Raw genomic sequence first — 26,662 nt, forward strand, 5'->3', positions numbered from 1 at the left:
CACGAGGGGGGTCACGCACATGAGGCAGAGGCGGGCGGACGAGTACGCCGAGTTCGCGGCGGCGCGGGCCGGGCATCTCTACCGGTCCGCGTGCCTGCTCACCGCCGGGGACACGCATCTGGCCGAGGATCTCGTGCAGGAGACCCTCGGGCGGCTGTACGTCCGCTGGGGACGCGTCTCGCGGGTCGGGAATCCCGCCGCGTACGCGCAGACCGTACTCACCCGCGCGTTCCTCGCGCACCAGCGGCGGCGCAGCAGCGGTGAGCGGGCGACGGACGTGTTTCCCGACCTGCCCGGTGCCGGCGACGGGGACGCGTCCCTCCGGCTGACCCTGCTGGCCGCGCTCGCCCGGCTGCCCGCCAAGGACCGGGCCGTCATCGTCCTGCGGTACTGGGAGGACCGCTCGGTCGAGCAGACCGCCGACGTGCTGAACGTCAGCTCGGCGGCCGTGCGGACGCGGTGTGTCCGTGCGCTCGCCCGGCTGCGCGAACTGCTGGGCGAGGACCTCTCGGAGTACGCCAGACCCTGACGAGGACGCCGCTTCTCACGCTCTCTCATCTCACACCTTGCGGAAAGGGTGGTTCGCCATGCCCGAAAACCAGTCCCCCGACCCCTTCGAGGGCCGGCTCACCGCCGCCCTGCGTGACACCGGGGACCGCTTCGACACCGACCGCGCGGCGCTCGTCGCCGGCGGGCAGACCCGCGGGCGTAGGGCCCGGATGCGGCGCCGGGCCGGGGTGCTCGGCGGAGCCGCCGGGATCGCCCTGGTCGGGGTGGGCGGGGCGCTGCTCCTGCCGACGGAGGACTCGTCCGGCCCCGAGCGCTCCTCCGTGGCCTCCAGCACCACTGCGCGACCGTCCGCCTCCGCTTCCCCGGCTCCCTTCTCCGACGACGACCTCCTTCGTGAACTCAAGAAGCTGCTGCCCGAGGGCGAGTTCAGCGAAGAGGGGGCCAGGGGGACGGCCGACGAACTGGGTGCGTTCGCGCACCTCGTGTACGACGACGGGAAGGGAGCCGCCGCGATCGGCATCAGCTTCGCCCGGGTCGAGCCGGGCAGCCAGCAGATCCGTGAGCTGACGGAGTGCCCGGACAGGACGTTCGTCGAGTACGACGACTGCTCCACCAGCCGGCTGCCCGACGGCTCGCTGCTCAAGCTGTACCAGGGTTACGAGTATCCCGACCGGCGCGTGGACACCAAGTTCTGGTCCGCCGACCTGGTCACCTCCAAGGGGCAGCACGTCACGCTCAGCGAGTGGAACTCCCCCGCGCAGAAGGACGCCCCGATCACCCGCCCGAACCCCCCGTTGTCGACCGCTCAGCTGAAGGAGGTCGTCACCGCCGAGGTGTGGCGCCGGGTGGTGGACGCCCTGCCGGAGAACCCGAAGCAGCCGACGAAGAAACCCGCGGCGGACCCCCTGCCGCCTGGTGTCTCGGGCAAGAAGATCGGCGAGACGCTGACCGCGCTGCTCCCCCAGAAGCTGGACGTGGTCAAGCAGGGCGGTCAGGACACCGAGTACGCCTACGTCGTCGTCGACGACGGCAAGGGCCAGAGCCTCGTCCAGATCAACGTGCAGCACGGCATGTCCGATGTCGCCGACCAGCTCTACGGCAACGGCGAGACGCTTCCCGACGGCACGCGGGTCGCCACCCGGCAGGGGAACGGTGACGACCGCGTCGCGGGGGTGGTGATGTGGACCGTCGACACCATGCGGCCCGGCAGCGACGGGTTCCGGGTGGTGGTCAGCGCGTTCAACAACGGTGCCGCGCACGCCGAGCCTGGCCGCGCCACCCCCGCCCTGACCATGGAGCAGCTGAAGGAGATCGCGCTCAGCCCGAAGTGGGATCAGCTCGCCAAGTAGCGCCCTAGAAGAACTCCGACCACGGCTGGTCCCAGATCTGCTTCACGCACAGCACCAGGAACAGCAGGCCCGCGATCGCGAGCATGCCGTTGCTGAGCCAGCCGTTGCGCCACTCGCGGGGCGTGCGGGTGGAGTTGAGGAGCCAGATCAGGGTCAGGGCGAGGAAGGGCATGAAGGCCGCGCCCAGGACGCCGTAGACGATGATCAGGCGGAAGGGCTGGCCCTGGAAGAGGAGGACGATGGGCGGGAAGGTGAGCCAGAGCAGGTAGGCGCGGAAGGCCCACGAGCGCTCGCGCCGGCCCGAGGCCACCTCGTCGCCGCCCCTCGCCTCTCCCTCGCCCCGCAGCCGGGCCACGAAGTCGGCGAACATCAGGCTCACGCCGTGCCAGACGCCGATCAGGGAGGTGAAGGAGGTGGCGAAGAAGCCGACCAGGAAGAACTTGGACGTCGCCGTGCCGTACTCCTCCGCGAGGATGTCGCCGAGCTGGATCAGGCCCTTCTCGCCGCTGGCGATCGCGACGTTCGCCGAGTGCAGCAGCTCCGCGCCGACGAAGAGCATCGCCACCACGAAGATGCCGGTCGTCGCGTAGGCGACGCGGTTGTCCAGCCGCATGATCTTCATCCAGCCGGTGTCGGTCCAGCCCTTGGCGTTGACCCAGTAGCCGTACGCGGCCAGCGTGATGGTGCCGCCGACACCGCCGATCAGGCCGAGGGTGTTGAGGACGGAGTCCTTCTCGTCGGGGAGGACCGGGAGGAGGCCGGCGAAGGCGTCGCCCAGGTTGGGCGTGACCCTGATCGCCAGGTAGACGGTCACCACGAACATGACGCCCACCAGGACCGTCATGACCTTCTCGAAGACCGCGTACTTGTTGAACCAGACGAAGACCAGGCCGACCAGGCCGCAGGCCACGGCCCACCACTTGAGGTCCATCACGTCCGGGAACAGCGCCTGCAGCGGCAGCGCGCTGGACGACATCGCCGCCGCGCCGTACACGAAGCCCCAGATCACGACGTAGACCGCGAAGAACCACGTCGTCCAGCGGCCGAGGCTCGCCCAGCCGTCGAAGAGCGTGCGGCCGGTGGACAGGTGCCACCGGCCGCACGCCTCGGCGAGGGAGATCTTCACCAGGCAGCCGATGATCGCGGCCCACAGCAGGGTGTAGCCGAAGTTGCTGCCCGCGATGAGGGTCGCCACGAGGTCGCCGGCGCCCACACCGGTCGCCGCGACGACGATGCCCGGACCGATGTAGCGCCAACTGGATTTACGCGGTGCCGGGACGGTGCCGTCGGGCGCGCCGGTGTTCCTGGTGTTGCCGGTGATGTCCGCCATGCAGGTCAAGAAAGCCCAAAGCCGGCGGCGGGACAAGAGGGCGTGCAGGGATCTTCACGCGTTGCGCCTACTCGCCGCCCTTGCTCTTGACGGACTCCTCCGCCTCCTTGGGCTCCTTGGGCTCCTCGGGCTCCTTGGCGTCCCTCGGCTCCCCGGGCTCCCCGGCGTCCTCCTCGCCGTCGTCGAAGTACGCGTCCAGTACCTCGTCCAGCGCGGACTCCCACTCCTTGAAGCGGCTCCTGGCGGGCGCGTCGACCTCGATGGGGTACCAGCGGCGGTCGGTGGTGTGGACCGTGACGGTGAACCGCTTGCCGAAGCGGGCCGTCTCCGTCTCGACCGCGCCGATCTCGTCCCAGCGGAACTCGCACTCCTGGTCGTCGAGGGCGAGCCGTACGCCCTTGTGGTCGGCGACGATCCGGGCGCGGCGGTCGGCCGCCTCGAAGACGGGGCCGTCGGGGTCGCCGGCCTCGGGGTCGCCGGCCTCTGGCTCCTCGGCGGCGGCCTCCTCCGGCTCGGTGGCCTTCTCCGACGCGGCGGTCCCCTCCGGCTCGGTGGCCTCCTCCGTCTCCGAGGCCCGCTCCGCGTCAGGGGAATCCGCGTCACCGGGCTTGCCGGCCCCGGCCTTCGTCTCCGCCTTCTCCGGCTTCTCCGGCTCCGCGCCCCGCGGCTCGCCGGACGCGGGTGTCGTGAGCCCGGGGATGAAGGCCGGGTCGAATCCGGCGCCTTCCAGGGGCTGGCTGCTCGAACCTATGCGCTGCTCCACAGCGGAGCAGTATGGTCGACGATCCTGTGCCGGACACAGCCAGCCCCGGCATCGTTATCAGACGCCTACAACCGAACGGGCCTCTAGACGAAGAGACTCAGGACCGCCGCCACCGCGAATCCGCCCAGCGACAGCACGCTCTCCAGCACGGTCCACGTCTTGAGCGTGTCCCGTTCGCTGATGCCGAAGTACTTGGCGACCATCCAGAAGCCGCCGTCGTTGACGTGCGAGGCGAAGATGGAGCCCGCGGAGATGGCCATGATGACCAGGGCGACGAACGCCTGCGAGTGGTCGCCCTCGGCGAGCAGCGGGGCGACGATGCCCGCCGTCGTGACGATGGCGACCGTCGCCGAGCCCTGGGCGACCCGCAGCACGACGGAGATCAGGTACGACAGGACGATCACCGGCAGACCGACGTCGTTGAAGGTGTCGGAGAGGGCCTGGGCGACGCCGCTGGCCTTGAGGATGGCACCGAAGACGCCGCCCGCGCCGACGACCAGCAGGATGTTGCCGACCGGCTTGAGCGAGGACGTCGAGACGGTCTCCAGGGACTTGCGGGACCAGCCGCGCCGGACGCCGAGCAGGTAGTAGGCGAGGAACAGGGCGATGGTCAGGGCCACGAAGGGGTTGCCGAAGAACTCGATCACCGAACGGGTGGTGGAGGGGTCCAGGGCGATGGAGGAGAAGGTCGCGGCGAGGATCAGGACCAGCGGGGTGCCGATGATGCCGAGGACGGTGCCGAGCGGCACCGGCGTCTCCCGCGGCTCGACGCCGGACGCGCGCTGCTCGGCGAGCACGGCCTGCCGGGCCTCCTCGGCGGCCTCCACCATGTCCTGGGGGACGGCGACGAAGATGCGGCGGCCGATCCAGGCCGAGAAGGCCCAGGCGGCGAGCACCGCGGGGATGCCGCAGACGATGCCCATGAGGATCACCCAGCCGAGGTCCACGTGCAGCAGGCCGGCGGCGGCCACCGGGCCGGGGTGCGGCGGCAGGAAGGCGTGGGTCATGGACAGGCCGGCGAGCAGGGGCAGGCAGTAGAGCAGGACCGACTTGCCGGAGCGCTTGGCGGCGGCGTAGACGATCGGCGCGAGGACGAAGATGCCGACGTCGAAGAAGACGGGGATGCCGAAGATCAGGCCGGTGAGGCCCATGGCGAGGGGGGCGCGCTTCTCGCCGAACATGCCCAGCAGCCGGGAGGCCAGCACCTCGGCGCCACCGCTGACTTCGAGGATCGCGCCGAGCATGGTGCCCAGGCCGATGATGATCGCGACGTGGCCGAGGATGCCGCCCATGCCGGACTCGATGGTGGAGACGGCGTCGGACTTCTGGACGGTGCCGAAGAGTTCGGTGACCGACAGCCCGGCGAGCAGGCCGACGGCTATGGAGACGGCGAGGAGGGCGACGAACGGCTGGAGCCGCACCTTGATGATCAGGAAGAGCAGGAGCGCGATGCCGATCGCGGCGACGGTCAGCAGGCCCGCCGTGCCGTCGATCAGGAGCAGCAGTCCGCCGGTGTGGGGTGGGGTCTCCGCGGGGGCGGATGCGGCGAGCGGGAGGGACAGATGGGACATACGGGGGTCCTCGGGGTAAACACATACTGCTTTCGGGCAGGGAGGAGCGCGGCACGGCGCCCCGGGAGCGGGGAACGCCGTGCCGTTCACGACATGCGAAGGAAAGAGGGGGGAGCGTCAGCCCAGGACGGCGAGGGCGTCGATCTCGATGAGGAGGCCGGCGGGCAGACCGACGTAGACCGTCGTGCGGGCGGCCGGGGGCTGGGTGAGGCCCTGCTCCTCGAAGTAGGCGTTGTAGATCTCGTTCATCTCGGCGAAGTGGTCCACGTCCGTGAGGTAGACGCGGATCATCATCACGTCGTCCCAGCTCGCGCCGCCCTCTTCGAGGATCGCCTTGACGTTGGCGAGGGTCTGGAGGGTCTGCTCGCGCAGCGTCGGGCCCGCGGGGGTCGGGGCCTTGCCCTCCTCGTGGGGGAGGAAGCCGACCTGGCCGGCGACCTGGAGGATGTTGCCCTTCTTGACGCCGTGGGAGAACTTCGCCGGCGGGACGGTGTGGGTCGCGGGGGTGAGGGCGATCTTGTCGGTCATGGGGTGTCCTTGTCGGGGTGGTGCTGGGGCTCGGCGTGGTGCACGGGGGTTCTGCCGGAGTACTCGCCGCTGATGGCGTCCGCCGTACGGCGCACCAGCGGGAGCAGGGTGAGGAGTTCGTCGGCGGTGACGACGACGTTCGGCGCGGAGACCGACATCGCGGCGACCACCCGGCCGTCGGCGCCCCGGATGGGCGCGGCGACGCAGTTGATGGACTCCTCGTGGCCGCCGAGGTCGGTGGCCCAGCCCTGTTCGCGCACCTTGGCCAGCTCCTTGAGGAAGGCGTCGGCGTGGGGTGTCGAACGGGCCGTGTACAGGGGGTAGTCGAGTTTCTCGACGACGGCGCGGCGCTCGCCCTCGGGCAGGTCGGCGAGGAGCAGCTTGGCCACGGCCGCGACGGTGATGGCGACGGGCTTGCCGATCCGGGAGTACATGCGGACCGGGTAGCGGCTCTCGACCTTGTCGATGTAGAGGACCTCGTCCTCCTCGTAGACGGCGAGGTGGACGGTGTGTCCGCACTGTTCGTTGAGGCGTACGAGGTGGGGGTGGGCGATCTCGCGGACGTCGAGGTTCTCCATCGCCTCCTGGGCGAGGGCGATCAGCCGGGCGCCGAGGCGGTAGCGCTGGTCGGACTGGCGGTAGACGAAGCCGTGGTCGTGGAGCGTGCGGAGGAGGCGCAGGGCGGTGGACTTGTGCACCCCGAGGCGGTCGGCGACCCGGCCCAGGTCGGCGGGGCCCTCGGCGAGCAGCGGCAGGATGCTGAGCGCGCGGTCGACGGTCTGGCTCATGGTGTGCGTACCTCCTCGTCGGCCCCTTCGTCGGCCTGTGTCCAGCCGGGGCCGAGTCGAAGTCTCCCCCACGCGGCGTCGTCGAGGGCGGCCAGGCGGTCGGCGTGGTGCCGGGCGGGGGGTGCGGCGAGGTCTCCGGGGACGGTGAGGGCGGCGGCGGCCGTCAGGTGGCCGTGGCGGAGGCGGTCGCGGACGGGCAGTCCGCGCAGGGTGGCGGAGAGGAACCCGGCGGCGAAGGCGTCGCCGGCGCCGACGGCGGCGACGACGTCGACGGTGAGGGCGGGGACGAAGGTGGCGTGCGGCCCGTGGAAGGCGGTGGCGCCGGTGCCGCCCTGCTTGACGACCAGGACGTCGGGCTCGGGCAGCGCGGCGCGGACGGCCTCGGGGCCGCCGAGGTCCCACGCCTCGTCCTCGCCGACGAAGACCAGGTCGGCGCCGCGGGCCAGTTCCCGCAGGACGGCGGGGCCGTCGTCGCCGTTCCACAGTCCCGGCCGGTGGTTGACGTCGAAGGAGACCAGCGGCCGGCCGGGGCGGCGGGCGGTCAGCTCGCGCATCAGCTCCCGGCAGTCGGCGGAGAGCGCGGCGGTGATGCCGGACAGGTGCAGGATCCGCCCGGCGCGGACGGCGTCCAGGTCGATGGTGCGGACGGACATCGCGGAGGCGGCCGACCCGGCCCGGTAGTACGCCACCTCGTGCGCGTCGGTCGCCCGGTCCCCGGCGGTGCGGAAGTACACGCCGGTGGGGCGGGCGGGGTCGCGGCGCACGGCGGAGACATCGACGCCGTAGGAGCCGATGGCCTCGGTCAGGTGGTCGCCGAATCCGTCCGCGCCGACCCTGCTGACCCAGCGCGCGGAGTGCCCGGCGGCAGCGAGCACGCAGGCGACGTTGGACTCGGCTCCGCCGATGGCCCGGTCGAAGGAGGGGACGTCGGCGAGGCGCCCGGGGCGGGAGGGCAGGAACGTGACCATGGACTCGCCGAGCGCGACGACGTCCACGACGTCGGGGGCGGTGCTGCGGGGTCCGTCGGGGGTCACGATGGGGAGGCTCCTTGTCGCGTCTCGCGGGCGGCGGCTCCGTTGACCCCGCGTTCGCCGAGATGTTAGACAGCAGTAAGCGATATACGCAATGGACGTTGCAGAGCATGCAACGCACCAGATCAGGGAGGCTCCATGGCCCTCGACACCGGTACCGAAGCCCTCGCCAAGCTGGCCGAGGAACATGTCGACCACCGTTTCAAGGGCCTTCCGCCGGACGCGTACGGCCTGACCGTCGCCGAGCTGGCGGGCCAGCGCCGCAACCTGTTCACCGGCGGCTTCACCACCCCCGTCCTGGCCCTGTCCGCCGAGCGCCTGGAGCACAATCTGCGGCTGATGGAGACCTACGCCGCCCGGCACGGCCTCGCGTTCGCGCCGCACGGCAAGACCTCGATGGCCCCGCAGCTCTTCCACCGCCAGATCGAGCACGGCGCCTGGGGCATCACGCTCGCCGTCCCCCACCAGGTGCGCGTCGCGCGGGCCTTCGGGATCCGGCGGGTCTTCCTGGCCAACGAGCTGGTCGACGCCGCCGCCCTGCGCTGGATCGCCGCCGAGCTGGCCGCCGACCCGGACTTCCGCTTCGTCTGCTACGTCGACTCCGTGCGCGGGGTGGAGCTGATGGACGAGGCGCTGCGCGGCGCCGCCCGCCCGGTGGACGTCGTGATCGAGCCGGCCGCCGGCGAGGGCGCCCGCACCGGGGCGCGCACGGAGGCCGAGTGCGCGGCCGTCGCCGACGCGGTGGCCGCCGCGGCCTCCCTCCGGCTGGTGGGCGTCGCCGGGTACGAGGGCGAGGTGCCGGACGCCGACGGGGAGAAGGTCCGCGCGTGGCTGCGGCGGCTGGTCGCGCTCGCCGCCGGCCTCGACAAGGAGGGGCGCTTCGCGGACACGGACGAGATCGTGGTGAGCGCGGGCGGCAGCGCCTGGTTCGACGCGGTGGCCGACGTGTTCGCCGAGATCCCGGGGTTGTCCCGGCCGGTGCTGAAGCTGCTGCGCTCCGGCGCGTACGTCAGCCACGACGACGGGCACTACCGCGAGCTGACCCCCTTCAACCGGGTCCCCGAGGAGGGCGCCCTGGAGCCCGCGTTCCGCCTGTGGTCGCAGGTCGTCTCCCGCCCCTCCCCCGCGCAGGCGTTCACCAACGCGGGCAAGCGGGACGCGGCGTACGACCTCCACCTCCCCGTCGCCCAGGTCGTGCGCAGGGACGGCACCGAGCGTCCGGCCGACGGCGTGGAGGTGACCGGCCTGTCCGACCAGCACGCCTGGCTGCGCACGTCACCGGAGGCGGACCTGGAGGTCGGCGACTGGGTCGGGATGGGCCTGTCCCACCCGTGCACGGCCTTCGACAAGTGGCAGCTGATCCCGGTCGCGGAGGCGGACGGGACGGTCGTCGACTACATCCGAACGTTCTTCTAGAGGAGGCTCGCGTGGAAGAGCTGGTCATCCGGGACGCCGACGTCGTGGACGGCTCCGGCCAGAGCGCCTACCGGGCGGACGTCGTGGTCGACGGCGGCCGGATCGTGTCGATCGTCAAGGAGGCCGCGGCGGCCGGCTGCCAGCGGCCCACCGCCCGCCGGGAGCTGGACGCCGAGGGCCTGGTCCTCTCCCCCGGCTTCATCGACATGCACGCCCACAGCGACCTGGCACTGCTGCGCGACCCCGACCACAGCGCCAAGGCCGCGCAGGGCGTCACCCTGGAGGTCATCGGCCAGGACGGGCTCTCCTACGCACCCGTCGACGACCGCACGCTCGGCGAGGTGCGGCGCGCGATCGCCGGGTGGAACGGCCCCGGCGACGACATCGACTTCGACTGGCGGTCGGTCGGCGAGTACCTGGACCGGCTCGATGAGGGGATCGCGGTCAACGCCGCCTATCTGATCCCGCAGGGCACGGTCCGCGCGCTCGCCGTCGGCTGGGAGGACCGGGAGGCGACGCCGGCCGAGCTGGACCGGATGCGGCGGCTGGTCGCCGAGGGCATGGAGCAGGGCGCGGTCGGCATGTCGTCCGGGCTGACCTACACGCCCGGCATGTACGCCAAGGACGCCGAGCTGACCGAGCTGTGCCGGGTGGTGGCGGAGTACGGCGGCTACTACTGCCCGCACCACCGCTCGTACGGGGCGGGGGCGCTGGAGGCGTACGAGGAGATGGTGGAGCTGACCCGGGAGGCCGGCTGCCCGCTCCACCTGGCCCACGCCACGATGAACTTCGGCGTGAACAAGGGCCGGGCGCCCGAGCTGCTGGCCCTGCTGGACGACGCGCTCGCCGCCGGCGCGGACATCACCCTCGACACCTACCCGTACACCCCCGGCTGCACGACCCTCGTGGCGCTGCTGCCGAGCTGGGCGAGCGAGGGCGGACCGGAGGCGGTCCTGAAGCGGCTGGCGGACGACGACACCGCCGAACGCATCCGCCACCACCTGGAGGAGACCGGCTCCGACGGCTGCCACGGCGTGCCCGTCGAGTGGGAGACCATCGAGATCTCCGGTGTGACCGACCCGGCGCTCGCGGAGTACGTCGGCCGTACGGTCCTGCAGTCGGCGCGGCTGCGGGGCGAGGCCCCGTGGACGGTCGCCCGCCGCCTGCTGCTGTCGGACCGGCTGGCCCCGACCATCCTCCAGCACGTGGGCCACGAGGAGAACGTCCGCGCGATCATGCGGCACCGGGTCCACACCGGCGGCTCGGACGGCATCCTCCAGGGCGCCAAGCCCCACCCGCGCGCCTACGGCACCTTCCCGCACTACCTGGGCCACTACGTGCGCGAACTGGGCGTGCTGTCCCTGGAGGAGTGCGTGGCCCATCTCACCGCGCGGCCGGCGGCCCGGCTGCGCCTGCCGGACCGGGGCCTGGTCCGCGAGGGCTACCGGGCCGACCTGGTCCTCTTCGACCCGGCGACGGTCGCCGCGGGCTCCACCTTCGCCGAGCCGCGCACGCTGCCGGCCGGCATCCCGTACGTCCTGGTCGACGGCCGCTTCGTCATCGACGACGGCCGCCGCACGGACACCCTGGCGGGACGATCGGTACGCCGCACACCGGCGTGACCGGGCCCCGGGCTCCCCTGCCCGGGGGCCCGGGGCCCGGTCGGGAGCGGACCGTGCGCCTGCTACTTCGGCCCCTTGCCGCCCCGGCCGCGGCCCGGCTTGCCGTCGGAGTTGCCGGGGGCGGTGGCCGCGGGTGTCGCCGGGGGCGCCGGGGCCGTGGTCGTGGGCGCCTGCGAGGGCGGTGCGGTGTCGGACGGGTCCGGGGACGGGGACGGGCTCGTCGACGACCCCCGGGACGGTGTCGCCGTACCCGCCTGGTGCCCGGGCTCCGGGGAGCGGGCCGGGTCCGCCTCGTCCGGCCCCGCGGGGCCACCGGTGTCCGGCACCGTCGGGCTGACCCGGTCCTCCCCGTCCGCCGCCCCGTCCGAACCCGAGAAGGAGACACCGGCGATCAGCGCCGCCGACGCCGCGCCCACCGCGCCGGCGACGACGGCCGCCCGACGGGAACGCCAGGTGGCGCGCGGCTTGCGGCGGGCCCCGCGGGCCGTCCCCCGCGGGCGGACGCCCGGCGTCTCGGGCACCGGGGGCAGTTCCTCGGTGCGGTCGTAGGCGTTCTGCCAGCCGTGGGCCGCCGCCGGATCGGTGTACTCGTCGTACGCCGGAGGAGGGACGGACTGCGGAACGTACACCTTCGAAGCGTGCCGACCGTCCGCCCCGTCGTCGTACTGAGGTGGCCTGGACATGGCCGCGCATTGTAGGGACGGAAGGGACCGGTGGGACAGCCGTCGGCGATAACCACCCAAAACGCCGTGTCTCACGTGGCGGAAAACACGGCCCTTGGGGCGTAACCGGGTCGTAAGCTCACGGACATGCAGGTGATCCAGTCGACCAAGCTCGCCAACGTCTGTTACGAGATCCGGGGCCCGGTGCTCGAGGAGGCGATGCGGCTTGAGGCGGCCGGGCATCGGATCCTCAAGCTGAACACCGGCAATCCGGCGGCGTTCGGCTTCGAGTGCCCGCCCGAGATCCTGGAGGACATCCTCCGCAACGTGTCCTCCGCGCACGGCTACGGCGACGCCAAGGGCCTCCTCGCCGCGCGCCGGGCGGTCGTCATGCACAACCAGACCCTCGGCATCGAGACGGACGTCGAGCACGTCTACATCGGCAACGGCGTCTCCGAACTGATCGTGATGGCGATGCAGGGCCTCCTCGACGACGGCGACGAGGTCCTCGTACCGGCGCCGGACTACCCGCTGTGGACGGCCGCCGTCTCACTGTCCGGCGGCACGGCGGTGCACTACCGCTGCGACGAGCAGTCCGACTGGATGCCGGACCTCGCGGACGTCGAGCGCAAGGTCACCGACCGCACCAAGGCGATCGTCGTCATCAACCCGAACAACCCGACCGGTGCGGTGTACGACGAGGCGGTGCTGCGGGGCCTGACCGACATCGCGCGCCGCCACAACCTGCTGGTCTGCTCCGACGAGATCTACGACAAGATCCTGTACGACGACGCCAAGCACATCCCCACCGCCGCCGTCGCCCCGGACCTGCTCACCCTCACCTTCAACGGCATGTCCAAGGCGTACCGGGTGGCCGGCTACCGGGTCGGCTGGATGTCCGTCTCCGGGCCGCGCGCGCACGCCGAGTCCTACATCGAGGGCCTGACGATCCTGGCGAACATGCGGCTGTGCGCGAACATGCCGGGCCAGCACGGGGTGGTCGCGGCGCTCAGCGGGCGGCAGTCCATCAACGACCTCGTCCTGCCGGGCGGGCGGCTGCGCGAGCAGCGGGACGCCGCCTACGAGGCGCTGACGCAGATCCCGGGGGTGACGTGCGTGAAGCCGAAGGGGGCGCTGTACCTCTTCCCGCGCCTCGACCCGAAGGTCTTCAAGATCAAGGACGACCGCCGGATGGTGCTGGACCTGCTGCGCCGGGAGAAGATCATGGTCGTCCAGGGCACCGGCTTCAACTGGCCCGAGCCCGACCACTTCCGGGTGGTGACCCTGCCGACGGCCAGTGATCTGCGGGACGCGGTGGACCGGATCGGCAACTTCCTGGACGGCTACGGGCAGCCCTGACCCTCACGGTCCGTGTACACGGACTCCTGTCTTGTGAACGACTCAACTTTAGACGGAATCTAAGCTAGGATGGCTTCCTGTAAGCATTCAGGAGGCCATCCATGTACGAACCGATCCGCAACAAGTCGGTCCACAGCACGATGGCCGGCAGCACCTCGGACTTCCCCCACCGGTCTCGTGAGGAGGAGCTGGACATCCAGCTCGCGGGCCATCTCGCGGCACTGCTCGCCGTCACGGACGAGCTGCGCGCGCTGGCGCCCTCGGACGACCTGGACACCGCGGCCGACCGGCTCGCCGAGCAGGTGACCCGGCTGCGGGGAGGCCATGCGCCGGCCCGCGTGCCGGTGACCGCGGCCCCGTCCGAGCCGCACCAGGCGGCCCTGCACCGGCGGGCCCACACCCTCGCGGGACGCGCGCTGGTCGTCGCGGCCTCCCGCGCCGACACGGCGGCCGCCATCCTGGCCGCCGAGCGGATGGACGCGCACTCCGCGGCCCTGGAGCCGCGCGAACTCGCGTCCCGCTGAGCCCTCGGGCTCCCCCCGACGGCCCCGGTCCGCGCGCACCCGCAGCGACGCGCGGACCGGGCGCCACTCACCGGGCACCATGCACCGGACGACATTCACGAGCCGTGTCAGTGGCCGGTCCTAGGATCGCAGCGCATCCAGTGACCGACCGAGCGGAGAACGCCGTTGTCCTCGATACACGACTTCGTGACCTGGGAGCCGCTGCTGCGGCTGGTGCGGGATTCCCACGCGGAGCAGCTCGCCGCGCCGGGTCGTTGCTTCACGGGGCAGATCACTCTCGGCAGTTGGACCCTGCCCGCGCCACAGCCGCGCCCGGTGCCGGGGCGGGCCCTCCAGGTGGCGGACATGCAGGACCAGTTCACCGCCGTGGAGCGGGTACAGGACGCCCTCAGGGCCGACGGCGCGAGCCGCGTGTCGTACATGGTGGAGAGGGCGCCGGACGGGAAGCTGCTGCTCCATGTCGTCGACCCGGGCCCTGCCGTGGAGCACGGCGTCGTCAGCCCCTTCGTGGGAGCCCTGCTCCTGGTCGAGGGCGCCGTTCCCGAGCCCTGGCGGCGTCTGCCCGAGGCGGTGCCGGGCGCGGCGCCGGCGCCGTCGGCGGACCCGGCGCTGCTGGAGCGGACCCTGCGCGAACGGCTTCCCGACGCCATCGGCGCCACCGAGGAGGAGATCGCCGAGGCGGAGGCGCGTCTCGGTGTCGCGCTGCCCGACGAACTGAAGGCGCTCTACCGCGTCACCCGTGCCCGGTGGGAGGACTGGAACGGCGACTACGCGGCGCAGGAACGCGTCAGCGATGCGGTCGGCTGTGAGCTCTTCTCCCTGGACGAGCTCTACATCGCGGACGCCCGGTCGCGTCCCTGCCCTTGGCAGTTCGCCGCCGACGACGCCGCCGTCACCGCGCCGGACGCCGCCGTGCAGGGCCTCGTCGGCTCGCCCGGCTGGATCGCCTTCGGCGACAACGGCGGCGGCGACCGGCTGGCCCTCGACCTCACGCCGGGCCCGGGCGGACACACCGGGCAGGTCATCGTGATCGACCACGAGCGGACCATCGGCGCCGGACTGCTCGCCGAATCCCTCACCGACATGGTGATCAACCGCCCCGACGGCTGGCACCAGGACCGTGACGCGGACAACCCTCCGGTGGTGGCCCGGGTGAACACCCACCGCCTGGGCAGTGTGGAGGCCGCCGCCCGTCCCGAGCTGGAGGTGCTCGTCATCGGCGGGCGGGCGAGCGCGCCGGTCGGTCTCGCGCCGGTCGTCGGGCTTCCCCGTCTGCGGACCCTCACCGCCCACCCGGGCTCGCTCGCCGATCCCCTGGAGATCGCCGGGCTGACGGGTCTGGAGTACCTGAGCCTCGGCCCCGAGGACTGGCGCGCCCTGCTCGATGCCGGTGCCGTCCCCCGGAGTCTGTCGGCGGCCGGCATCGAGGTGCGGGGCGAGCAGCCCCCGCTTCCGGTCCTCGACCTCGCGAACGAGCTCCTCGCCCTGTGGGACCGCCCCCTGATCACCCGGACCGTCCTCGAAGGCGACCTGGACGCCGCCCGGTGAGCGAAGACGGGCCGGCGGAGTGGGCGGCGCCGCCCGAGTACCTGGTCGAGATCGGTACCGAGCCGCTGGACCGGCCGGCCCGGAACTCGGTGGGCGGGTGGCCCTGCTTCGACGACGACCAGGAGTGGCCGCGGTGCTTCTGCGGCGACCGGATGGCGCTGTTCTTCCAACTGGATCTGCCGGACGACATCGAGTTCTTCGGCGGGGAACACCTGTCGGTCTTCCACTGCGCCCACCACAACGACGCGTCCGACCCGGTCACGGCCGACGGGCGCCTCGTGCCCCGGTTCTGGGAGGCTCCGCAGCCACCGTTTCCGGGCTCGTTCTGGCGGGTGCTGCTCCAGCGTGACCCGGGGATTCCGGAAGCGGAGCCCGAACCGGCCGTGCGCGCCCTGCCCCTGTCCCTGCGGCCCTTCGTGGACGCGCACGGGCCGTTCGGCATGCATTTCAAGGTGGGTGGCACGGCGGCCTGGGCGCAGTACCCCGAGCGGTACTGGTGCGCGTGCGGAGCGGAGCTGGCGTTCGTCTGCCAGGTACCGGCGTACCGGGAGTTCGGCGTCCGCCCCGGGGCCCCGGTGCAGCCCTACGGCCTCCGGGACGACGCCTACATGCTGTTCCTCGGCAACGAGGTCTATCTGCTGGCCTGCCCGAAGCGTTGCGACCCGGCGGCCGTCCTGCCGGTGAACCAGCGCTGACCGCGGGTGACTTGAGGGACGCGACGAACGACGTCCCCGCAGTTGCCGCACGCAGGCCGCGGAGTGGCGTGTTCCTGTTGCATACCGGTATGGGGCGGACACCCTCCGTTCACCGGCGGCGCCCGGGAACGTTGGGTTCCGGCGGGACGCTGCGGGTGTGAGACGTATCGCTGGAATCGTCCTCGCGGTCCTGCTGATCGGCGGCGTGGTGGCAGCCGTCGTCGCGGGCCGGGACAACGAGGAGACGGGCACGGCAACGAAGACCGTGCGCATGGTCATCGGATCGGAGAAGGCCGAGTTCTTCGCGGATCCGGACGTGGTGAAGGCCCTCGCCGCCAAGGGCTACACCGTCGAGGCGGAGACCTCCGGGTCCTGGGCCATGGAGGGGCTGGATCTCAAGGGGTACGACCTCGCCTTCCCCTCCAGCCGGGCGCCGGCCACCGAACTCGCGGCCCGGCACGAGGTACGGGGCGCCCTCCCCCGCCCCTTCTACTCGCCGCTCGTCGTCGTCGCCCGTCGCGGGGCGGCGACCGTCCTCGCCGGCAACGGGCTGGCCACGCTCGACGCGAAGAACCGCGGCACGCTGAAGATGGCCGCCTACCTCGACGCGGCCGAGCGTGACCGGACCTGGCAGCAGCTCAAGGGGGCCGGCAGGTACGGGGAACTGAGCGGCACGCTGTTCATCTCCAGCACCGATCCCGAGAGTTCCAACTCCGGTGCCCTGTACCTCGCCGCCGCCTCCTACGTCGCAGGCGGCGGCAAGGTCGTCGCGAGCGACGCCGAGGTGGAGCGGACCGCGCCGCTGCTGCGCAAGCTGGTCAGCGTGCAGGGCGCCCAGCAGACCGGCACGGACGCCGTCTTCCGGGACTTCGTCAGCGGGGCCGGGAACCCGCTCGTCCTCGTCTACGAGTCACAGGTGGCCGCCCTCCTCGACGAGCAGCCGGACGCCGAGGACCTGGTCGTGCTGTACCCGGACACCACCGTCAACAGCGACCACACCGTCGTCCCGCTCACCGAGAACGGCAAGGGGCTCGCCGAACTCCTCGGCAGCGACCCGGAGCTGCGCAGGCTCGCCGTCCGGCACGGATTCCGGCCGCAGGGCGACGCCGCCGAGTTCGCGGCGGCCGCCTCGGACCGCACCACCTACCTCAAGCAGCGACTGACCGGCGTCCGCCAGGCGCCCGTGCCCACCGCCGCGGTGCTGCACGAGCTGGCGCGGCGGGCGGTCGGACAAGGGGGGCAGTAACCGATGAGCAGCACCGACGGAGACTTCACGCTCACTCCGCCCGAGGCCGTCACTCCCGTGCCCCGGGAGAAGGCCGGCGGGCTGGTGCCCGTCGACGACGGCGTACGCGCCGACATGGCGGCCAAGGCCGCCGCGTACGTCGAGGGGCTGGCCGCCCTCGACGCCCGCTCGCCCGAGTTCGCGGGCAAGGTCGGTGAGATCACCGCGCTGGGCGCCGGTGAGATGCGTACCGCCACCGCGCAGTCCAACCGCATGCTGGAGCGCACGGTCCGCAGCCTGCCGGACAAGGGCGGGGACGCCCAGTCCAAGGTCGCCGGATCACTGGTGGAACTGCGGCGCGTGGTCGAGGACCTGGACCCGCGGGACCTGCCCGCGAACAAGGGCCGCAGATTCCTCTCCCGGCTGCCCGGCGGGAACAAGCTGCGCGACCACCTCGCCAAGTACGCCTCCGCGCAGGGCACCCTGAACGGCATCGTGGCCGCGCTGCGCGGCGGGCAGGACGAACTGCGCCGCGACAACGCCTCGTTGCAGACCGAGCGGGTCCGCCTGTGGGAGACCATGGGCAAGCTCCAGGAGTACGTCATCCTGACGGAGGCCCTGGACTCGGCCGTCGAGCAGCACATCACGGGCGTCGAGGCGGCCGACCCCGCGCAGGCCGACACCCTGCGCGCCGACCTGCTCTTCCCGGTCCGGCAGAAGCACCAGGACCTGCTGACCCAGCTCGCCGTGTGCGCGCAGGGCTACCTCGCCATGGACGTCGTACGCCGCAACAACGACGAGCTGATCAAGGGCGTGGACCGGGCGGCCACGACGACCGTGTCGGCGCTGCGGATCTCCGTGATGCTGGCGTCCGCGCTCGACCACCAGAAGAAGGTCGTCGAGCAGGTCAACGCGCTGCGCGGGACCACCGAGGAGCTGATCCGGGGCAACGCGGAGATGCTGGCGACGCAGAGCGGGGAGATCCAGCGCATCGCCGCCGACCCGGCGGTCGGGGCCGAGACCCTGCGTGCCGCGTTCCAGCAGATCTACCGCACCCTCGACGCCATCGACACCTACAAGGTGCAGGCCACCGAGGCGATGGCGGTGACGGTGGAGAACCTGACCTCCGAACTCCGGCACGCGAGCACCTACCTGGAGCGCAGCCGGTCGCGGGGCGCGCTGGAAGGGGGGCTCGGATGAGACGACGGGCTCCGGGCTCCCTGCTCGTCGCCGCCGCGGCCGCGACGCTGCTGGCCGCCTGCACCGCCGCACCGGAGGAGGACGAGGACCCGGACGCGGCCGCGCCGGGCACGCTCCGGGTGCTGGCCTCCAGCGAGCTCAGCGACATGACACCGGTCCTCGAACGGGTCGAGAAGGACACCGGCGTCACCGTCCGGCCGACCTACATCGGCACGCTCGACGCCGTGGACATGCTGGCCACGGGGAAGACGGACGGCCGGTACGACGCCGTGTGGCTGTCCTCCAACGACTATCTGCGGCTGCGTCCGGACGCGGAGAAGAAGGTCGTCTCGCAGACGCCGGTCATGTCCAGCCCGGTCGCCATCGGCGTCCGGTCCGCCGTCGTCGAGGAACTGGGTTGGAAGCCCGAGGAGGTCACCTGGTCCCGGATCGAACAGGCCGTCCGGGACGGCAGGCTCACCTACGGCATGACCGACCCGGCCCGCTCCAACTCCGGTTTCTCCACGCTGGTCTCCGTCGCCTCGGCGCTCTCCGGCGCGCAGTCGGCGCTCACCGACGCGGACGTGACGAAGGCGGCGCCGCGGCTGAAGGAGTTCTTCAAGGGACAGAAACTGACCTCGGGTTCGTCCGGCTGGCTGGCGGGCGCGTACAACCGCCGCGGTGACGTCGACGCGCTCCTCAACTACGAGTCCGTCCTCAAGGGGTTCGAGGGCCTGACGGTGATCCGCCCGAAGGACGGTGTGGTCACCGCCGACTATCCGCTGTCCTCCCTCGCCTCGACCGACGCGGCCACCCGTGAGGACGTGCGCCGGGTGACCGAGGCGCTGCGCTCGGACGCCGTCCAGCGGCTGATCACCGACCGCACGCTGCGCCGCCCGGTCGTCGCGTCGGTGCCGCCGGCGGCCGGGCTGGACACCGGCCGCCGGCGCGAACTGCCCTTCCCCGGCAGCCGTTCCGTCGCCGACGGACTGCTCGACTCCTACGAGAACGAACTGCGCCGCCCGTCGCGGACCGTGTACGTGCTGGACACCTCGGGCTCGATGGAGGGCGGCCGACTGTCCCGCCTGAAGTCCGCCCTCACCGGTCTGACCGGCGACTTCCGTGACCGCGAGGAGGTGACGCTGATGCCGTTCGGCTCGGACGTGAAGAGCGTGCGGACGCATGTCGTCGACCCCGCCGACCCGCGGTCCGGTCTGGAGGCGATCAGGAAGGACACCGAGGCGCTCACCGCCGAGGGCGACACGGCCATCTACACCTCCCTGGAGAAGGCGTACGGCCATCTGGGCGCCGGCCGGGACACGTTCACGTCGATCGTGCTGATGACGGACGGCGAGAACACCGCGGGCGCCGAGGCGGAGGACTTCGACGCCTTCTACGCCGGGCTCGACCGCGACCGGCGCGCGACGCCCGTCTTCCCCATCCTCTTCGGCGACTCCGACCGGGCCGAGCTGGAGCACATCGCCGACCTGACCGGCGGCCGTCTCTTCGACGCCCGGCAGGGTTCGCTGGACGGCGCCTTCGAGGAGATCCGTGGCTATCAGTAGGTATCTGGAGTCCCGCAAGAACATCGCCGGCAGCGTGTGCGGGCTCACCGGTCTCGGGCTGACCTTCGCCGGGGTGGCGGGACCGTACTGGCCGGTCGTCGTCGCGGGGCTGTACGGCGCGGGCGCGCTGATCGCCCCGCCGGAGCGGCCCGCGCTGCCGGACTTCCCCGACCCGTCGGCCCAGCTGGACGAGGTGCGCGCCGACTTCGAGAGGCTGGGCGGATACCTGGCGGAGGTGGAGCTGCCCCCGGCGGCCGCGGACCGGCTCACCGAGCTGACGGAGCTGCTGGCCGCGCTGCTGGACCCGGGCTGGGCCGGCCGGCTCCTCGCCGAGCACCCGGAGGGCCTGCACACCCTGTCCCGGGCGGTGCGGCAGGACCTGCCCGAGGCCGTCGACAGCTACGTACGGGCCCGGTGGTGGACGCGGCTGACGCCGGGCCAGGAGCCGCCGGAGCGGCATCTGGAGCGGCAGCTCGGCCTGCTCCGGCAGGAGGCGGAGACCCTGGCGGCGGCCCTCCGGGACACGGAGGCCCGCCGCCAGGAGACCCACACCCGGTACCTGGAGGACCGGAGCGGGGGCGGGGGGATCAGCGCGTGACGGTGACCGTCGCCGAGGCCGTCGAGCCCTGGTGCAGGTCGTCGCCCGGCCAGCTCACCGTGTAGGTGGTGGCCCGCCGGGTGCGCGGGATGTCGTTGACGGTGAAGGTGCCGTCCGCGGCGACCGTCACCGACGACAGGGTGCCGGTGCCGAGCCGGTCGGTGCGCTCCACCTTCAGCACCGCCCGGTCCGGCAGCGCCTTGCCCTGGGCGGTGAAGGTGCCGGTGATCTCGACGCCGGTGCTCATCGAGGCCTCGGCCGGGGCGGTCAGCGCGATGGAGGTGGGGGCCTTGCCGACGGACACGGTGTGGGTGACGTCGGTGGCCGGGCGGTGGGTGAGGTCGCCGAGGTAGGAGACGGTGTAGGTGGCGTCGCCGACCAGGCCGGGCTCGTCGAGGACGGTGTAGGAGCCGTCCTCCCTGACGGTGAAGGTGCCCAGGTCGTGGGTGCCGTTCGCGTCCGTGCGGGTCGCCTTGACCTTCATCGGTTCGGCGGGCGCCGGTCCGTCGTACTCCAGCCGGCCGCGCACCGACAGCGGCTCGCCCGCGACGGCCTGGGCGGGGCTGTGCGTGAACGTTTCGCTGAGGCGGACGTCGTACTGGACGGCCGGGGGCTGGACGATGTGCAGCCAGTACTGGTTGCCGGCCGCGTTGGTGGTGACCGTGAAGAGCCGGGAGCCGTCGGCGGACCACTCCATGCCGCGCGGGACGACCCGGTCGCCGTCGAGGCTGCCCTCGAAGACGAACTCCAGCGGGGCGGTGGAGTCGGCCGGGTCGGCGGGCTGCACCAGCAGGTCCGGGGTCGCGCCGGTCGCCGAGGCGCCGCGCGCGATGTACTTGCCGTCGCCGCTGAAGGCGACCGAGCTGGCGGCGGCACCGGACGGGAGCGGCTGGTAGCCGGCCGGCGCGTCGGACAGGTCGCCGGTGTTCAGCAGCCGGGTGCCGTAGGCGGCGTCGGCCACGGCGACCTTGGTGCCGTCCGCGGAGAACGCCATGTCCTTGAAGTCCAGGGCGCCCTTGCCCTCGCTGTCGGCGAAGCGGCGCGCGGCGTTGCGCACCAGGCCGTCGCCGCTGGTGTCGAACACCGTGATGAAGGGGTTGGACGCACTCGCGTTGCGCGGCTGGCCCATGAGCATCCTGTCGCCGGGACCGGACTCCAGCTGGAGGTCGCCGTAGTCGTTCCAGCCGGTGCGCTGATGGACGCCGTTGACGACGGCGTCCACGTTGGTCCCGGAGAAGGAGCACTCTCCGGCGTACTGCGCGTACGGCGTCGTGAAGTACAGCTGGCCGCCGGAGTGGGCGAGGTCGCGGCCGCACGTGTCGGTGTACGTGCTGGCGACGACGGTCTGCTGGTAGGTGGTGGTGTCGATGGAGTCGATGCGGTCGCGCAGTCCGATGTACAGCTTGCTGCTGTCGTCGCTGAGCGCCAGACCGGAGACGTGCTTCTGGTTGGTGGTGATCGTCCTCAGCCGCTCACCCGCGAAGTTGTAGACGGCGATGGTGCCGGAGTTGGTGTAGTAGCTGGTGTTGCTGTCGGCGACGAACACCTGCTGGTGGACGTTGTCGACGGCCAGCGCCGAGTACGAGGAGATCGGCAGTTTGACGACGACGTCGGAGGCTGCGGCGTGTGCCGCGGGCGCGACGGCGACGGTGAGTCCGGTCCCGGCGAGTGCGGCGGCGAGGACGGTGGCCGCGAGGCGTCCGGAACGGCGTGCTGTATTCAACTGTGCCCCCCACAGGCTGTGTTGAGGTCTCACGCGGCAGGTGAGACACCCGTGAAGGACATGGAACAACCGTGAAGATCGCGGAAGCAAGGGGGACACGCCGGGCATGGGCGAGGGCCTGTCGTCGTCCCTTCCGCCGGGGCGGGCGGAGGCGACGACGACAGGCCCGGGACTCGCACGCCGTTGTACGGGTCTCGCCGGTGTGTTCCGCGGCCGGCCGTGACGATCGCTGGTCAGGGCATCCCAATCCCAACCGGCCGCGGAGTCTGTGCGGGCGTCAGCCCAGGCGCTCGACCAGGGCGCGGTACTCGTCCCACAGCTCGGTGGGCGTGTGGTCGCCGAAGGTGTTCAGGTGCTCGGGGACGAGCGCGGCCTCCTCGCGCCACACCTCCTTGTCGACGCTGAGCAGGAAGTCCAGGTCGGCGTCGGAGAGATCGAGGCCGTCGGTGTCGAGGGCCTCCTTGGTCGGCAGGACGCCGATCGGGGTCTCGACGCCCTCCGCCTTGCCCTCCAGGCGCTCCACGATCCACTTCAGGACGCGGCTGTTCTCGCCGAAGCCGGGCCAGACGAACTTGCCCTCGTCGTTCTTGCGGAACCAGTTGACGTAGTAGATCTTCGGCAGCTTGGACTGGTCCTTGTCCTTGGCGACGTCGATCCAGTGACCCATGTAGTCGCCCATGTTGTAGCCGCAGAACGGCAGCATGGCGAAGGGGTCGCGGCGCAGCTCGCCGACCTTGCCCTCGGCGGCGGCGGTCTTCTCGGAGGCCACGTTGGCGCCGAGGAAGACGCCGTGGTTCCAGTCGAAGGACTCGGTCACCAGCGGTACGGCGGTGGCGCGGCGGCCGCCGAAGAGGATCGCGGAGATCGGCACGCCCTTGGGGTCCTCCCACTCCGGCGCGATGATCGGGCACTGCGCGGCCGGCGTGGTGAAGCGGGCGTTGGGGTGGGCGGCGGGCGTGCCGGACTCGGGCGTCCAGTCGTTGCCCTTCCAGTCGGTGAGGTGGGCGGGGGTCTCCTCCGTCATGCCCTCCCACCACACGTCGTTGTCGTCGGTGAGGGCGACGTTGGTGAAGACGGAGTTGCCCCACAGGGTCTTCATCGCGTTGGCGTTGGTGTGCTCGCCGGTGCCGGGGGCGACGCCGAAGAAGCCGTACTCGGGGTTGATCGCGTACAGGCGTCCGTCCTCGCCGAAGCGCATCCAGGCGATGTCGTCGCCGATCGTCTCGACCGTCCAGCCGGAGATCGTGGGCTCCAGCATGGCGAGGTTGGTCTTGCCGCAGGCCGACGGGAAGGCGGCGGCGACGTACTTGGACTCGCCGTGCGGCGGGGTGAGCTTGAGGATGAGCATGTGCTCGGCGAGCCAGCCCTCGTCGCGGGCCATGACGGAGGCGATGCGCAGGGCGTAGCACTTCTTGCCGAGCAGGGCGTTGCCGCCGTAGCCGGAGCCGTAGGACCAGATCTCGCGGTCCTCGGGGAAGTGCGAGATGTACTTGGTCTGGTTGCAGGGCCAGGGGACGTCCTCCTGGCCGGGCTCCAGCGGGGCGCCCAGCGTGTGGACCGCCTTCACGAAGTTGCCGTCCTCGCCGAGCTCTTCGAGCACGGCGCTACCCATACGGGTCATCGTACGCATCGAGACGGCGACGTACGCCGAGTCCGTGATCTCCACACCCAGCGCGGACAGCGGCGAGCCGAGGGGGCCCATGCAGAAGGGCACGACGTACATCGTCCGGCCGCGCATGGAGCCGCGGAACAGGCCCTTCTCGCCGGTGAAGATCTCCCGCATCTCGGCGGGGGCCTTCCAGTGGTTGGTCGGGCCCGCGTCCTCCTCCTTCTCGGAGCAGATGAAGGTCCGGTCCTCGACGCGGGCGACATCGGACGGGTCGGAGGCCGCGTAGTAGGAGTTGGGGCGCTTGATCGGGTCGAGTTTTCTGAAGGTGCCCTTCGCCACGAGCTCTTCGCACAGTCGCTCGTACTCGGCCTCGGATCCGTCGCACCAGACCACGTTGTCCGGCTGCGTCAGTTCGGCGATCTCGTTGACCCACGAGATCAGCCCCTGGTGCTGGGTGGGGACGACGGGGGGAGCTGCGATGTCGCGCGCCACGATTGCTCCTAAATGAGGGGTTTTTTGTTTGGAGGCCCCGTGGGGGCTGCGACCCGGATGCGTCACGGAGGGTATACGTCGCTCATCCGGTGCCGACCGCACTCATTTGATCATCCGATGAGAGTGCCCATATGTCCAGAGGGCCTCACACCTGAGCGGCGTGAGGATCGCCACGCACCTCCGGTTATCACTCTGTTTCTTTGCGTTCACCTGGCCTCGGCCTGGGACGCCCTTTACCCCTGGCGACCGAGAGGGGTGTGCCGCCGAGTACCCCGTGAGACGATGGCCACGCGTCGGCCGGCATCCCGACGTACTGATACGTAACTTACGGTTCCGTAGGTACGATGCCGCGCATGACTGCGCCCGCCTTCGACGCGCCCAGGGACACGCCGGCCGCCGGCCGCGGTCCCGTGGCGCTCCCCCTGCCGCATCCGGTCAAGCCCAAGCTCCGCGGCTGGCTGCACCTCGGCATGTTCCCGGCCGTCCTCGTCGCGGGCCTGGTCCTCACGGCCCTCGCGGACTCGGCCAGAGGACGCCTCGCCTGCGGGATCTACGTCCTGACGGCCTGTCTGCTGTTCGGCGTCAGCGCGCTCTATCACCGGGGCAACTGGAGCCCGCGCATGGACGGCGTCCTGCGCCGGCTCGACCACGCCAACATCTTCCTGATCATCGCCGGCACCTACACGCCGCTGACCTTGCTGCTGCTGCCGGAGGCCAAGGGCCAGTGGCTGCTGTGGGGCATCTGGGCCGCGGCGGCGGCCGGCATCGTCTTCCGCGTCTTCTGGGTCGGCGCCCCGCGCTGGCTCTACACCCCCTGTTACCTCGCCATGGGCTGGGCGGCCGTCTTCTACCTCCCCGACTTCCTGCGGGCCGGGGGCATCGCCGTCCTGGTGCTGGTGATCGCGGGTGGCATCCTTTACAGCGCGGGCGGTGTCATCTACGGCATCAAGCGTCCCAACCCCTCACCGCGCTGGTTCGGCTTCCACGAGGTCTTCCACTCCTTCACCCTGGCCGCCTTCATCACCCACTACGTGGGCATCTCGCTGGTGGCCTACCAGCACGCGTAGCGCACCGCGCCCGCGCGGACACGGACAGCGGCGACCCGGCCATGGCCACGGCCACGGCCGGTGTCCGACAATGAGTCCCATGACGGCCGCACGTACCACCGCCCCATCCGACCCCCCGCGGCTGAGCCTGCGGGAGCGCAAGAAGATCAAGACCCGCGCGGCGATCCGCACCGCGGCCTACGGGCTGATCCGGGAGCAGGGGTACGAGGCCACGACCGTCGAGCAGATCGCCGACCGCGCCGAGGTCTCGCCGTCGACCGTCTTCCGCTACTTCCCGACCAAGGAGGACATCGTCCTCACGGACGCGTACGACCCGGTCATGGCGGAGGAACTGGCGGCCCGTCCCGCCGACGAGCCGTGGCCGGACTCCGTGCGGTACGTGATACGCAAGGCCATCGGCGTCGGGACCGGCGAGGAGCCCGAGGTGACGCGGCTGCGCACCCGGCTGATGTCCGAGGTGCCCGCGGTGCGCTCACGGATGCTGGAGAGCATGTCGGTCACCGGGCGCACCCTCGCCCGCGCCATCGCCGAGCGCACCGGGCTGGACCCCGACGGCCTGGAGGTGCGGGTCGTCTCGATGTCCCTGATGGGCGGGGTGCTGGAAGCCACTCACTACTGGGCCGAGCACGGCCACCGGGGTGACCTGGCCGACCTGGTCGACCGTGCGCTGGACGCGGTGGAGCACGGTCTGCCCGCCGGAAAAGGCTGAGGCCGCGCCCCTCGCCGCGTGGCATCCTGGCCGGGTGAACGGTCCCGAGATCCACGTCGAATTCTCCCCCGAACTGCACCTGTTCGTCCCGCAGGCCCGCCGCACGGGCGCCGTCCGGGCCGCCACCGACGGTGTCTCCACGCTCGGCCACGTCGTCGAGTCCCTCGGTGTGCCGCTCACCGAGGTCGGCGCGCTCCTCGTGGACGGCCGCGAGGTGCTGCCGGGGCACGTGCCGTCGGCCGGCGAGTCGGTGACCGTCCGGGCCGTCGAGCATCCCCAGAAGGTGCCGGGCGCTCCCCTGCGGTTCCTCCTCGACGTGCACCTCGGCACCCTCGCCCGCCGCCTGCGCCTGCTCGGCGTGGACACGGCGTACGAGTCGACGGACATCGGCGACCCGGCGCTCGCCGCCCGGTCGGCGGCCGAGAAGCGCGTGATGCTCAGCCGCGACCGCGGGCTGCTGCGCCGCCGCGAGCTGTGGGCGGGCGCCTACGTCTACAGCACCCGCCCCGACGACCAGCTCCAAGGCGTCCTGGACCGGTTCCGGCCCGAACTGCGCCCGTGGACGCGCTGCACCGCCTGCAACGGACTGCTGAGGCAGGCCACCAAGGAGGAGGTCGCGGAGCAGCTCAAGGGCGGCACGCAGCGGTCGTACGACGTGTTCGCGCAGTGCTCCGCGTGCGGGCGTGCCTACTGGAAGGGCGCGCACCACGAGCAACTGGAGGCCATCGTGGAGCGCGCGCTGAGCCGGGGTCCCCAGGGCGGTTGAGTACGCGGGCCGATCCCCCGCGACCGGCCGGCG

Annotated in this window: 24 protein-coding genes; 15 read left to right on the forward strand and 9 right to left on the reverse strand. The window is 71.8% G+C overall.

Features of this window, described 5'->3' with window-relative positions; genetic code table 11:
• Positions 1-19 precede the first annotated feature (19 nt).
• Entirely contained in the window at positions 20-529 is a 510-nt protein-coding gene (locus H0H10_RS27955) for a SigE family RNA polymerase sigma factor (protein ID WP_188183911.1), read from the forward strand.
• 58 nt (positions 530-587) lie between these two features.
• Positions 588-1,859 (forward strand): hypothetical protein, encoded by a 1,272-nt coding sequence (locus H0H10_RS27960; protein ID WP_188183912.1) that lies wholly within the window; start codon positions 588-590, stop codon positions 1,857-1,859.
• A 4-nt stretch (positions 1,860-1,863) separates the two neighbouring features.
• Here the strand turns inward: H0H10_RS27960 and H0H10_RS27965 are convergent, their stop codons facing one another.
• From H0H10_RS27965 to H0H10_RS27990, 6 genes are all read right to left on the reverse strand, one after another.
• Complete coding sequence (locus tag H0H10_RS27965) at positions 1,864-3,189, reverse strand: Nramp family divalent metal transporter (protein WP_188183913.1); 1,326 nt, start codon at positions 3,187-3,189, stop codon at positions 1,864-1,866.
• A gap of 67 nt (positions 3,190-3,256) precedes the next feature.
• Entirely contained in the window at positions 3,257-3,952 is a 696-nt protein-coding gene (locus tag H0H10_RS27970; RefSeq protein WP_309141917.1) for a hypothetical protein, read from the reverse strand.
• Positions 3,953-4,035: 83 nt separating this feature from the next.
• Positions 4,036-5,523 (reverse strand): GntP family permease, encoded by a 1,488-nt coding sequence (locus H0H10_RS27975; protein WP_188183914.1) that lies wholly within the window; start codon positions 5,521-5,523, stop codon positions 4,036-4,038.
• Between the two features lie 117 nt (positions 5,524-5,640).
• Positions 5,641-6,051 (reverse strand): RidA family protein, encoded by a 411-nt coding sequence (locus tag H0H10_RS27980; RefSeq protein ID WP_052839635.1) that lies wholly within the window; start codon positions 6,049-6,051, stop codon positions 5,641-5,643.
• The gene (locus H0H10_RS27985) at positions 6,048-6,839 is read right to left on the reverse strand and encodes an IclR family transcriptional regulator (RefSeq protein ID WP_188183915.1); all 792 of its coding nucleotides are present in this window, start codon (positions 6,837-6,839) and stop codon (positions 6,048-6,050) included. The genes H0H10_RS27980 and H0H10_RS27985 overlap by 4 nt, the downstream gene beginning before the upstream one ends.
• A complete protein-coding gene (locus tag H0H10_RS27990; RefSeq protein ID WP_188183916.1) occupies positions 6,836-7,873 on the reverse strand; it encodes a sugar kinase in 1,038 nt (345 codons plus the stop codon). The genes H0H10_RS27985 and H0H10_RS27990 overlap by 4 nt, the downstream gene beginning before the upstream one ends.
• 135 nt (positions 7,874-8,008) lie before the next feature.
• Between H0H10_RS27990 and H0H10_RS27995 the strand changes: the two genes are divergently transcribed.
• Both H0H10_RS27995 and H0H10_RS28000 read left to right on the forward strand, forming a co-directional pair.
• On the forward strand, positions 8,009-9,286 hold the full coding sequence (locus H0H10_RS27995) for an amino acid deaminase (RefSeq protein ID WP_188183917.1): 1,278 nt from the start codon (positions 8,009-8,011) through the stop codon (positions 9,284-9,286).
• 11 nt (positions 9,287-9,297) lie between these two features.
• A complete protein-coding gene (locus H0H10_RS28000; RefSeq protein ID WP_188183918.1) occupies positions 9,298-10,908 on the forward strand; it encodes an N-acyl-D-amino-acid deacylase family protein in 1,611 nt (536 codons plus the stop codon).
• A 62-nt stretch (positions 10,909-10,970) separates the two neighbouring features.
• Here H0H10_RS28000 and H0H10_RS28005 read toward each other — a convergent pair whose 3' ends face one another.
• A complete protein-coding gene (locus tag H0H10_RS28005) occupies positions 10,971-11,591 on the reverse strand; it encodes a hypothetical protein (protein WP_188183919.1) in 621 nt (206 codons plus the stop codon).
• 126 nt (positions 11,592-11,717) lie between these two features.
• On the opposite strand from H0H10_RS28005, the gene H0H10_RS28010 reads away from it, so the two are divergent.
• The 8 genes from H0H10_RS28010 (at position 11,718) to H0H10_RS28045 (ending at position 20,263) form a co-directional block, all read left to right on the forward strand.
• Positions 11,718-12,929, forward strand: coding sequence for a pyridoxal phosphate-dependent aminotransferase (locus tag H0H10_RS28010; protein WP_188183920.1), 1,212 nt, complete (start codon positions 11,718-11,720; stop codon positions 12,927-12,929).
• Between the two features lie 101 nt (positions 12,930-13,030).
• On the forward strand, positions 13,031-13,453 hold the full coding sequence (locus tag H0H10_RS28015) for an SCO4983 family protein (RefSeq protein ID WP_188183921.1): 423 nt from the start codon (positions 13,031-13,033) through the stop codon (positions 13,451-13,453).
• Between the two features lie 165 nt (positions 13,454-13,618).
• Positions 13,619-15,001: an SMI1/KNR4 family protein gene (locus H0H10_RS28020; protein ID WP_188183922.1), complete on the forward strand. Its 1,383-nt coding sequence runs from the start codon at positions 13,619-13,621 to the stop codon at positions 14,999-15,001.
• On the forward strand, positions 14,998-15,696 hold the full coding sequence (locus tag H0H10_RS28025; protein ID WP_188183923.1) for a hypothetical protein: 699 nt from the start codon (positions 14,998-15,000) through the stop codon (positions 15,694-15,696). The genes H0H10_RS28020 and H0H10_RS28025 overlap by 4 nt, the downstream gene beginning before the upstream one ends.
• 157 nt (positions 15,697-15,853) lie before the next feature.
• Positions 15,854-16,942: a substrate-binding domain-containing protein gene (locus H0H10_RS28030; protein ID WP_188183924.1), complete on the forward strand. Its 1,089-nt coding sequence runs from the start codon at positions 15,854-15,856 to the stop codon at positions 16,940-16,942.
• A gap of 3 nt (positions 16,943-16,945) precedes the next feature.
• The gene (locus H0H10_RS28035; protein ID WP_188183925.1) at positions 16,946-18,121 is read left to right on the forward strand and encodes a toxic anion resistance protein; all 1,176 of its coding nucleotides are present in this window, start codon (positions 16,946-16,948) and stop codon (positions 18,119-18,121) included.
• Complete coding sequence (locus H0H10_RS28040; protein WP_188183926.1) at positions 18,118-19,665, forward strand: substrate-binding and vWA domain-containing protein; 1,548 nt, start codon at positions 18,118-18,120, stop codon at positions 19,663-19,665. Before H0H10_RS28035 ends, H0H10_RS28040 begins: the two co-directional genes overlap by 4 nt.
• Complete coding sequence (locus H0H10_RS28045) at positions 19,652-20,263, forward strand: hypothetical protein (protein WP_188183927.1); 612 nt, start codon at positions 19,652-19,654, stop codon at positions 20,261-20,263. The genes H0H10_RS28040 and H0H10_RS28045 overlap by 14 nt, the downstream gene beginning before the upstream one ends.
• Here the strand turns inward: H0H10_RS28045 and H0H10_RS28050 are convergent.
• Entirely contained in the window at positions 20,253-21,986 is a 1,734-nt protein-coding gene (locus H0H10_RS28050; protein WP_188183928.1) for an Ig-like domain repeat protein, read from the reverse strand. The genes H0H10_RS28045 and H0H10_RS28050 overlap by 11 nt on opposite strands.
• Before the next feature lie 277 nt (positions 21,987-22,263).
• On the reverse strand, positions 22,264-24,087 hold the full coding sequence (locus H0H10_RS28055; protein WP_188183929.1) for a phosphoenolpyruvate carboxykinase (GTP): 1,824 nt from the start codon (positions 24,085-24,087) through the stop codon (positions 22,264-22,266).
• Between the two features lie 353 nt (positions 24,088-24,440).
• Here H0H10_RS28055 and trhA point away from each other — a divergent pair, with 353 nt between their 5' ends.
• From trhA to H0H10_RS28070, 3 genes are all read left to right on the forward strand, one after another.
• The gene (gene trhA / locus H0H10_RS28060) at positions 24,441-25,154 is read left to right on the forward strand and encodes a PAQR family membrane homeostasis protein TrhA (RefSeq protein ID WP_188183930.1); all 714 of its coding nucleotides are present in this window, start codon (positions 24,441-24,443) and stop codon (positions 25,152-25,154) included.
• 79 nt (positions 25,155-25,233) lie between these two features.
• Complete coding sequence (locus H0H10_RS28065; RefSeq protein WP_188183931.1) at positions 25,234-25,863, forward strand: TetR/AcrR family transcriptional regulator; 630 nt, start codon at positions 25,234-25,236, stop codon at positions 25,861-25,863.
• 34 nt (positions 25,864-25,897) lie between these two features.
• Positions 25,898-26,629, forward strand: a complete 732-nt coding sequence (locus H0H10_RS28070) for a Mut7-C RNAse domain-containing protein (protein WP_188183932.1) — start codon at positions 25,898-25,900, stop codon at positions 26,627-26,629.
• The last annotated feature ends 33 nt before the right edge of the window (positions 26,630-26,662 follow it).

This window comes from Streptomyces griseicoloratus (assembly GCF_014534645.1).
GTDB lineage: Bacteria > Actinomycetota > Actinomycetes > Streptomycetales > Streptomycetaceae > Streptomyces > Streptomyces griseicoloratus.

What these genes read in the sequence shown, in the direction of transcription:
- H0H10_RS27985 (WP_188183915.1), bottom strand. Translation starts at nt 6,839, where the DNA reads ATGAGCCAGACCGTCGACCGCGCGCTCAGCATCCTGCCGCTGCTCGCC.
- H0H10_RS27995 (WP_188183917.1), top strand. Translation starts at nt 8,009, where the DNA reads ATGGCCCTCGACACCGGTACCGAAGCCCTCGCCAAGCTGGCCGAGGAA.
- H0H10_RS28035 (WP_188183925.1), top strand. Translation starts at nt 16,946, where the DNA reads ATGAGCAGCACCGACGGAGACTTCACGCTCACTCCGCCCGAGGCCGTC.
- H0H10_RS27980 (WP_052839635.1), bottom strand. Translation starts at nt 6,051, where the DNA reads ATGACCGACAAGATCGCCCTCACCCCCGCGACCCACACCGTCCCGCCG.
- H0H10_RS28015 (WP_188183921.1), top strand. Translation starts at nt 13,031, where the DNA reads ATGTACGAACCGATCCGCAACAAGTCGGTCCACAGCACGATGGCCGGC.
- H0H10_RS27955 (WP_188183911.1), top strand. Translation starts at nt 20, where the DNA reads ATGAGGCAGAGGCGGGCGGACGAGTACGCCGAGTTCGCGGCGGCGCGG.
- H0H10_RS28010 (WP_188183920.1), top strand. Translation starts at nt 11,718, where the DNA reads ATGCAGGTGATCCAGTCGACCAAGCTCGCCAACGTCTGTTACGAGATC.
- H0H10_RS28005 (WP_188183919.1), bottom strand. Translation starts at nt 11,591, where the DNA reads ATGTCCAGGCCACCTCAGTACGACGACGGGGCGGACGGTCGGCACGCT.
- H0H10_RS28065 (WP_188183931.1), top strand. Translation starts at nt 25,234, where the DNA reads ATGACGGCCGCACGTACCACCGCCCCATCCGACCCCCCGCGGCTGAGC.
- H0H10_RS27960 (WP_188183912.1), top strand. Translation starts at nt 588, where the DNA reads ATGCCCGAAAACCAGTCCCCCGACCCCTTCGAGGGCCGGCTCACCGCC.
- trhA (WP_188183930.1), top strand. Translation starts at nt 24,441, where the DNA reads ATGACTGCGCCCGCCTTCGACGCGCCCAGGGACACGCCGGCCGCCGGC.
- H0H10_RS27965 (WP_188183913.1), bottom strand. Translation starts at nt 3,189, where the DNA reads ATGGCGGACATCACCGGCAACACCAGGAACACCGGCGCGCCCGACGGC.
- H0H10_RS27975 (WP_188183914.1), bottom strand. Translation starts at nt 5,523, where the DNA reads ATGTCCCATCTGTCCCTCCCGCTCGCCGCATCCGCCCCCGCGGAGACC.
- H0H10_RS28040 (WP_188183926.1), top strand. Translation starts at nt 18,118, where the DNA reads ATGAGACGACGGGCTCCGGGCTCCCTGCTCGTCGCCGCCGCGGCCGCG.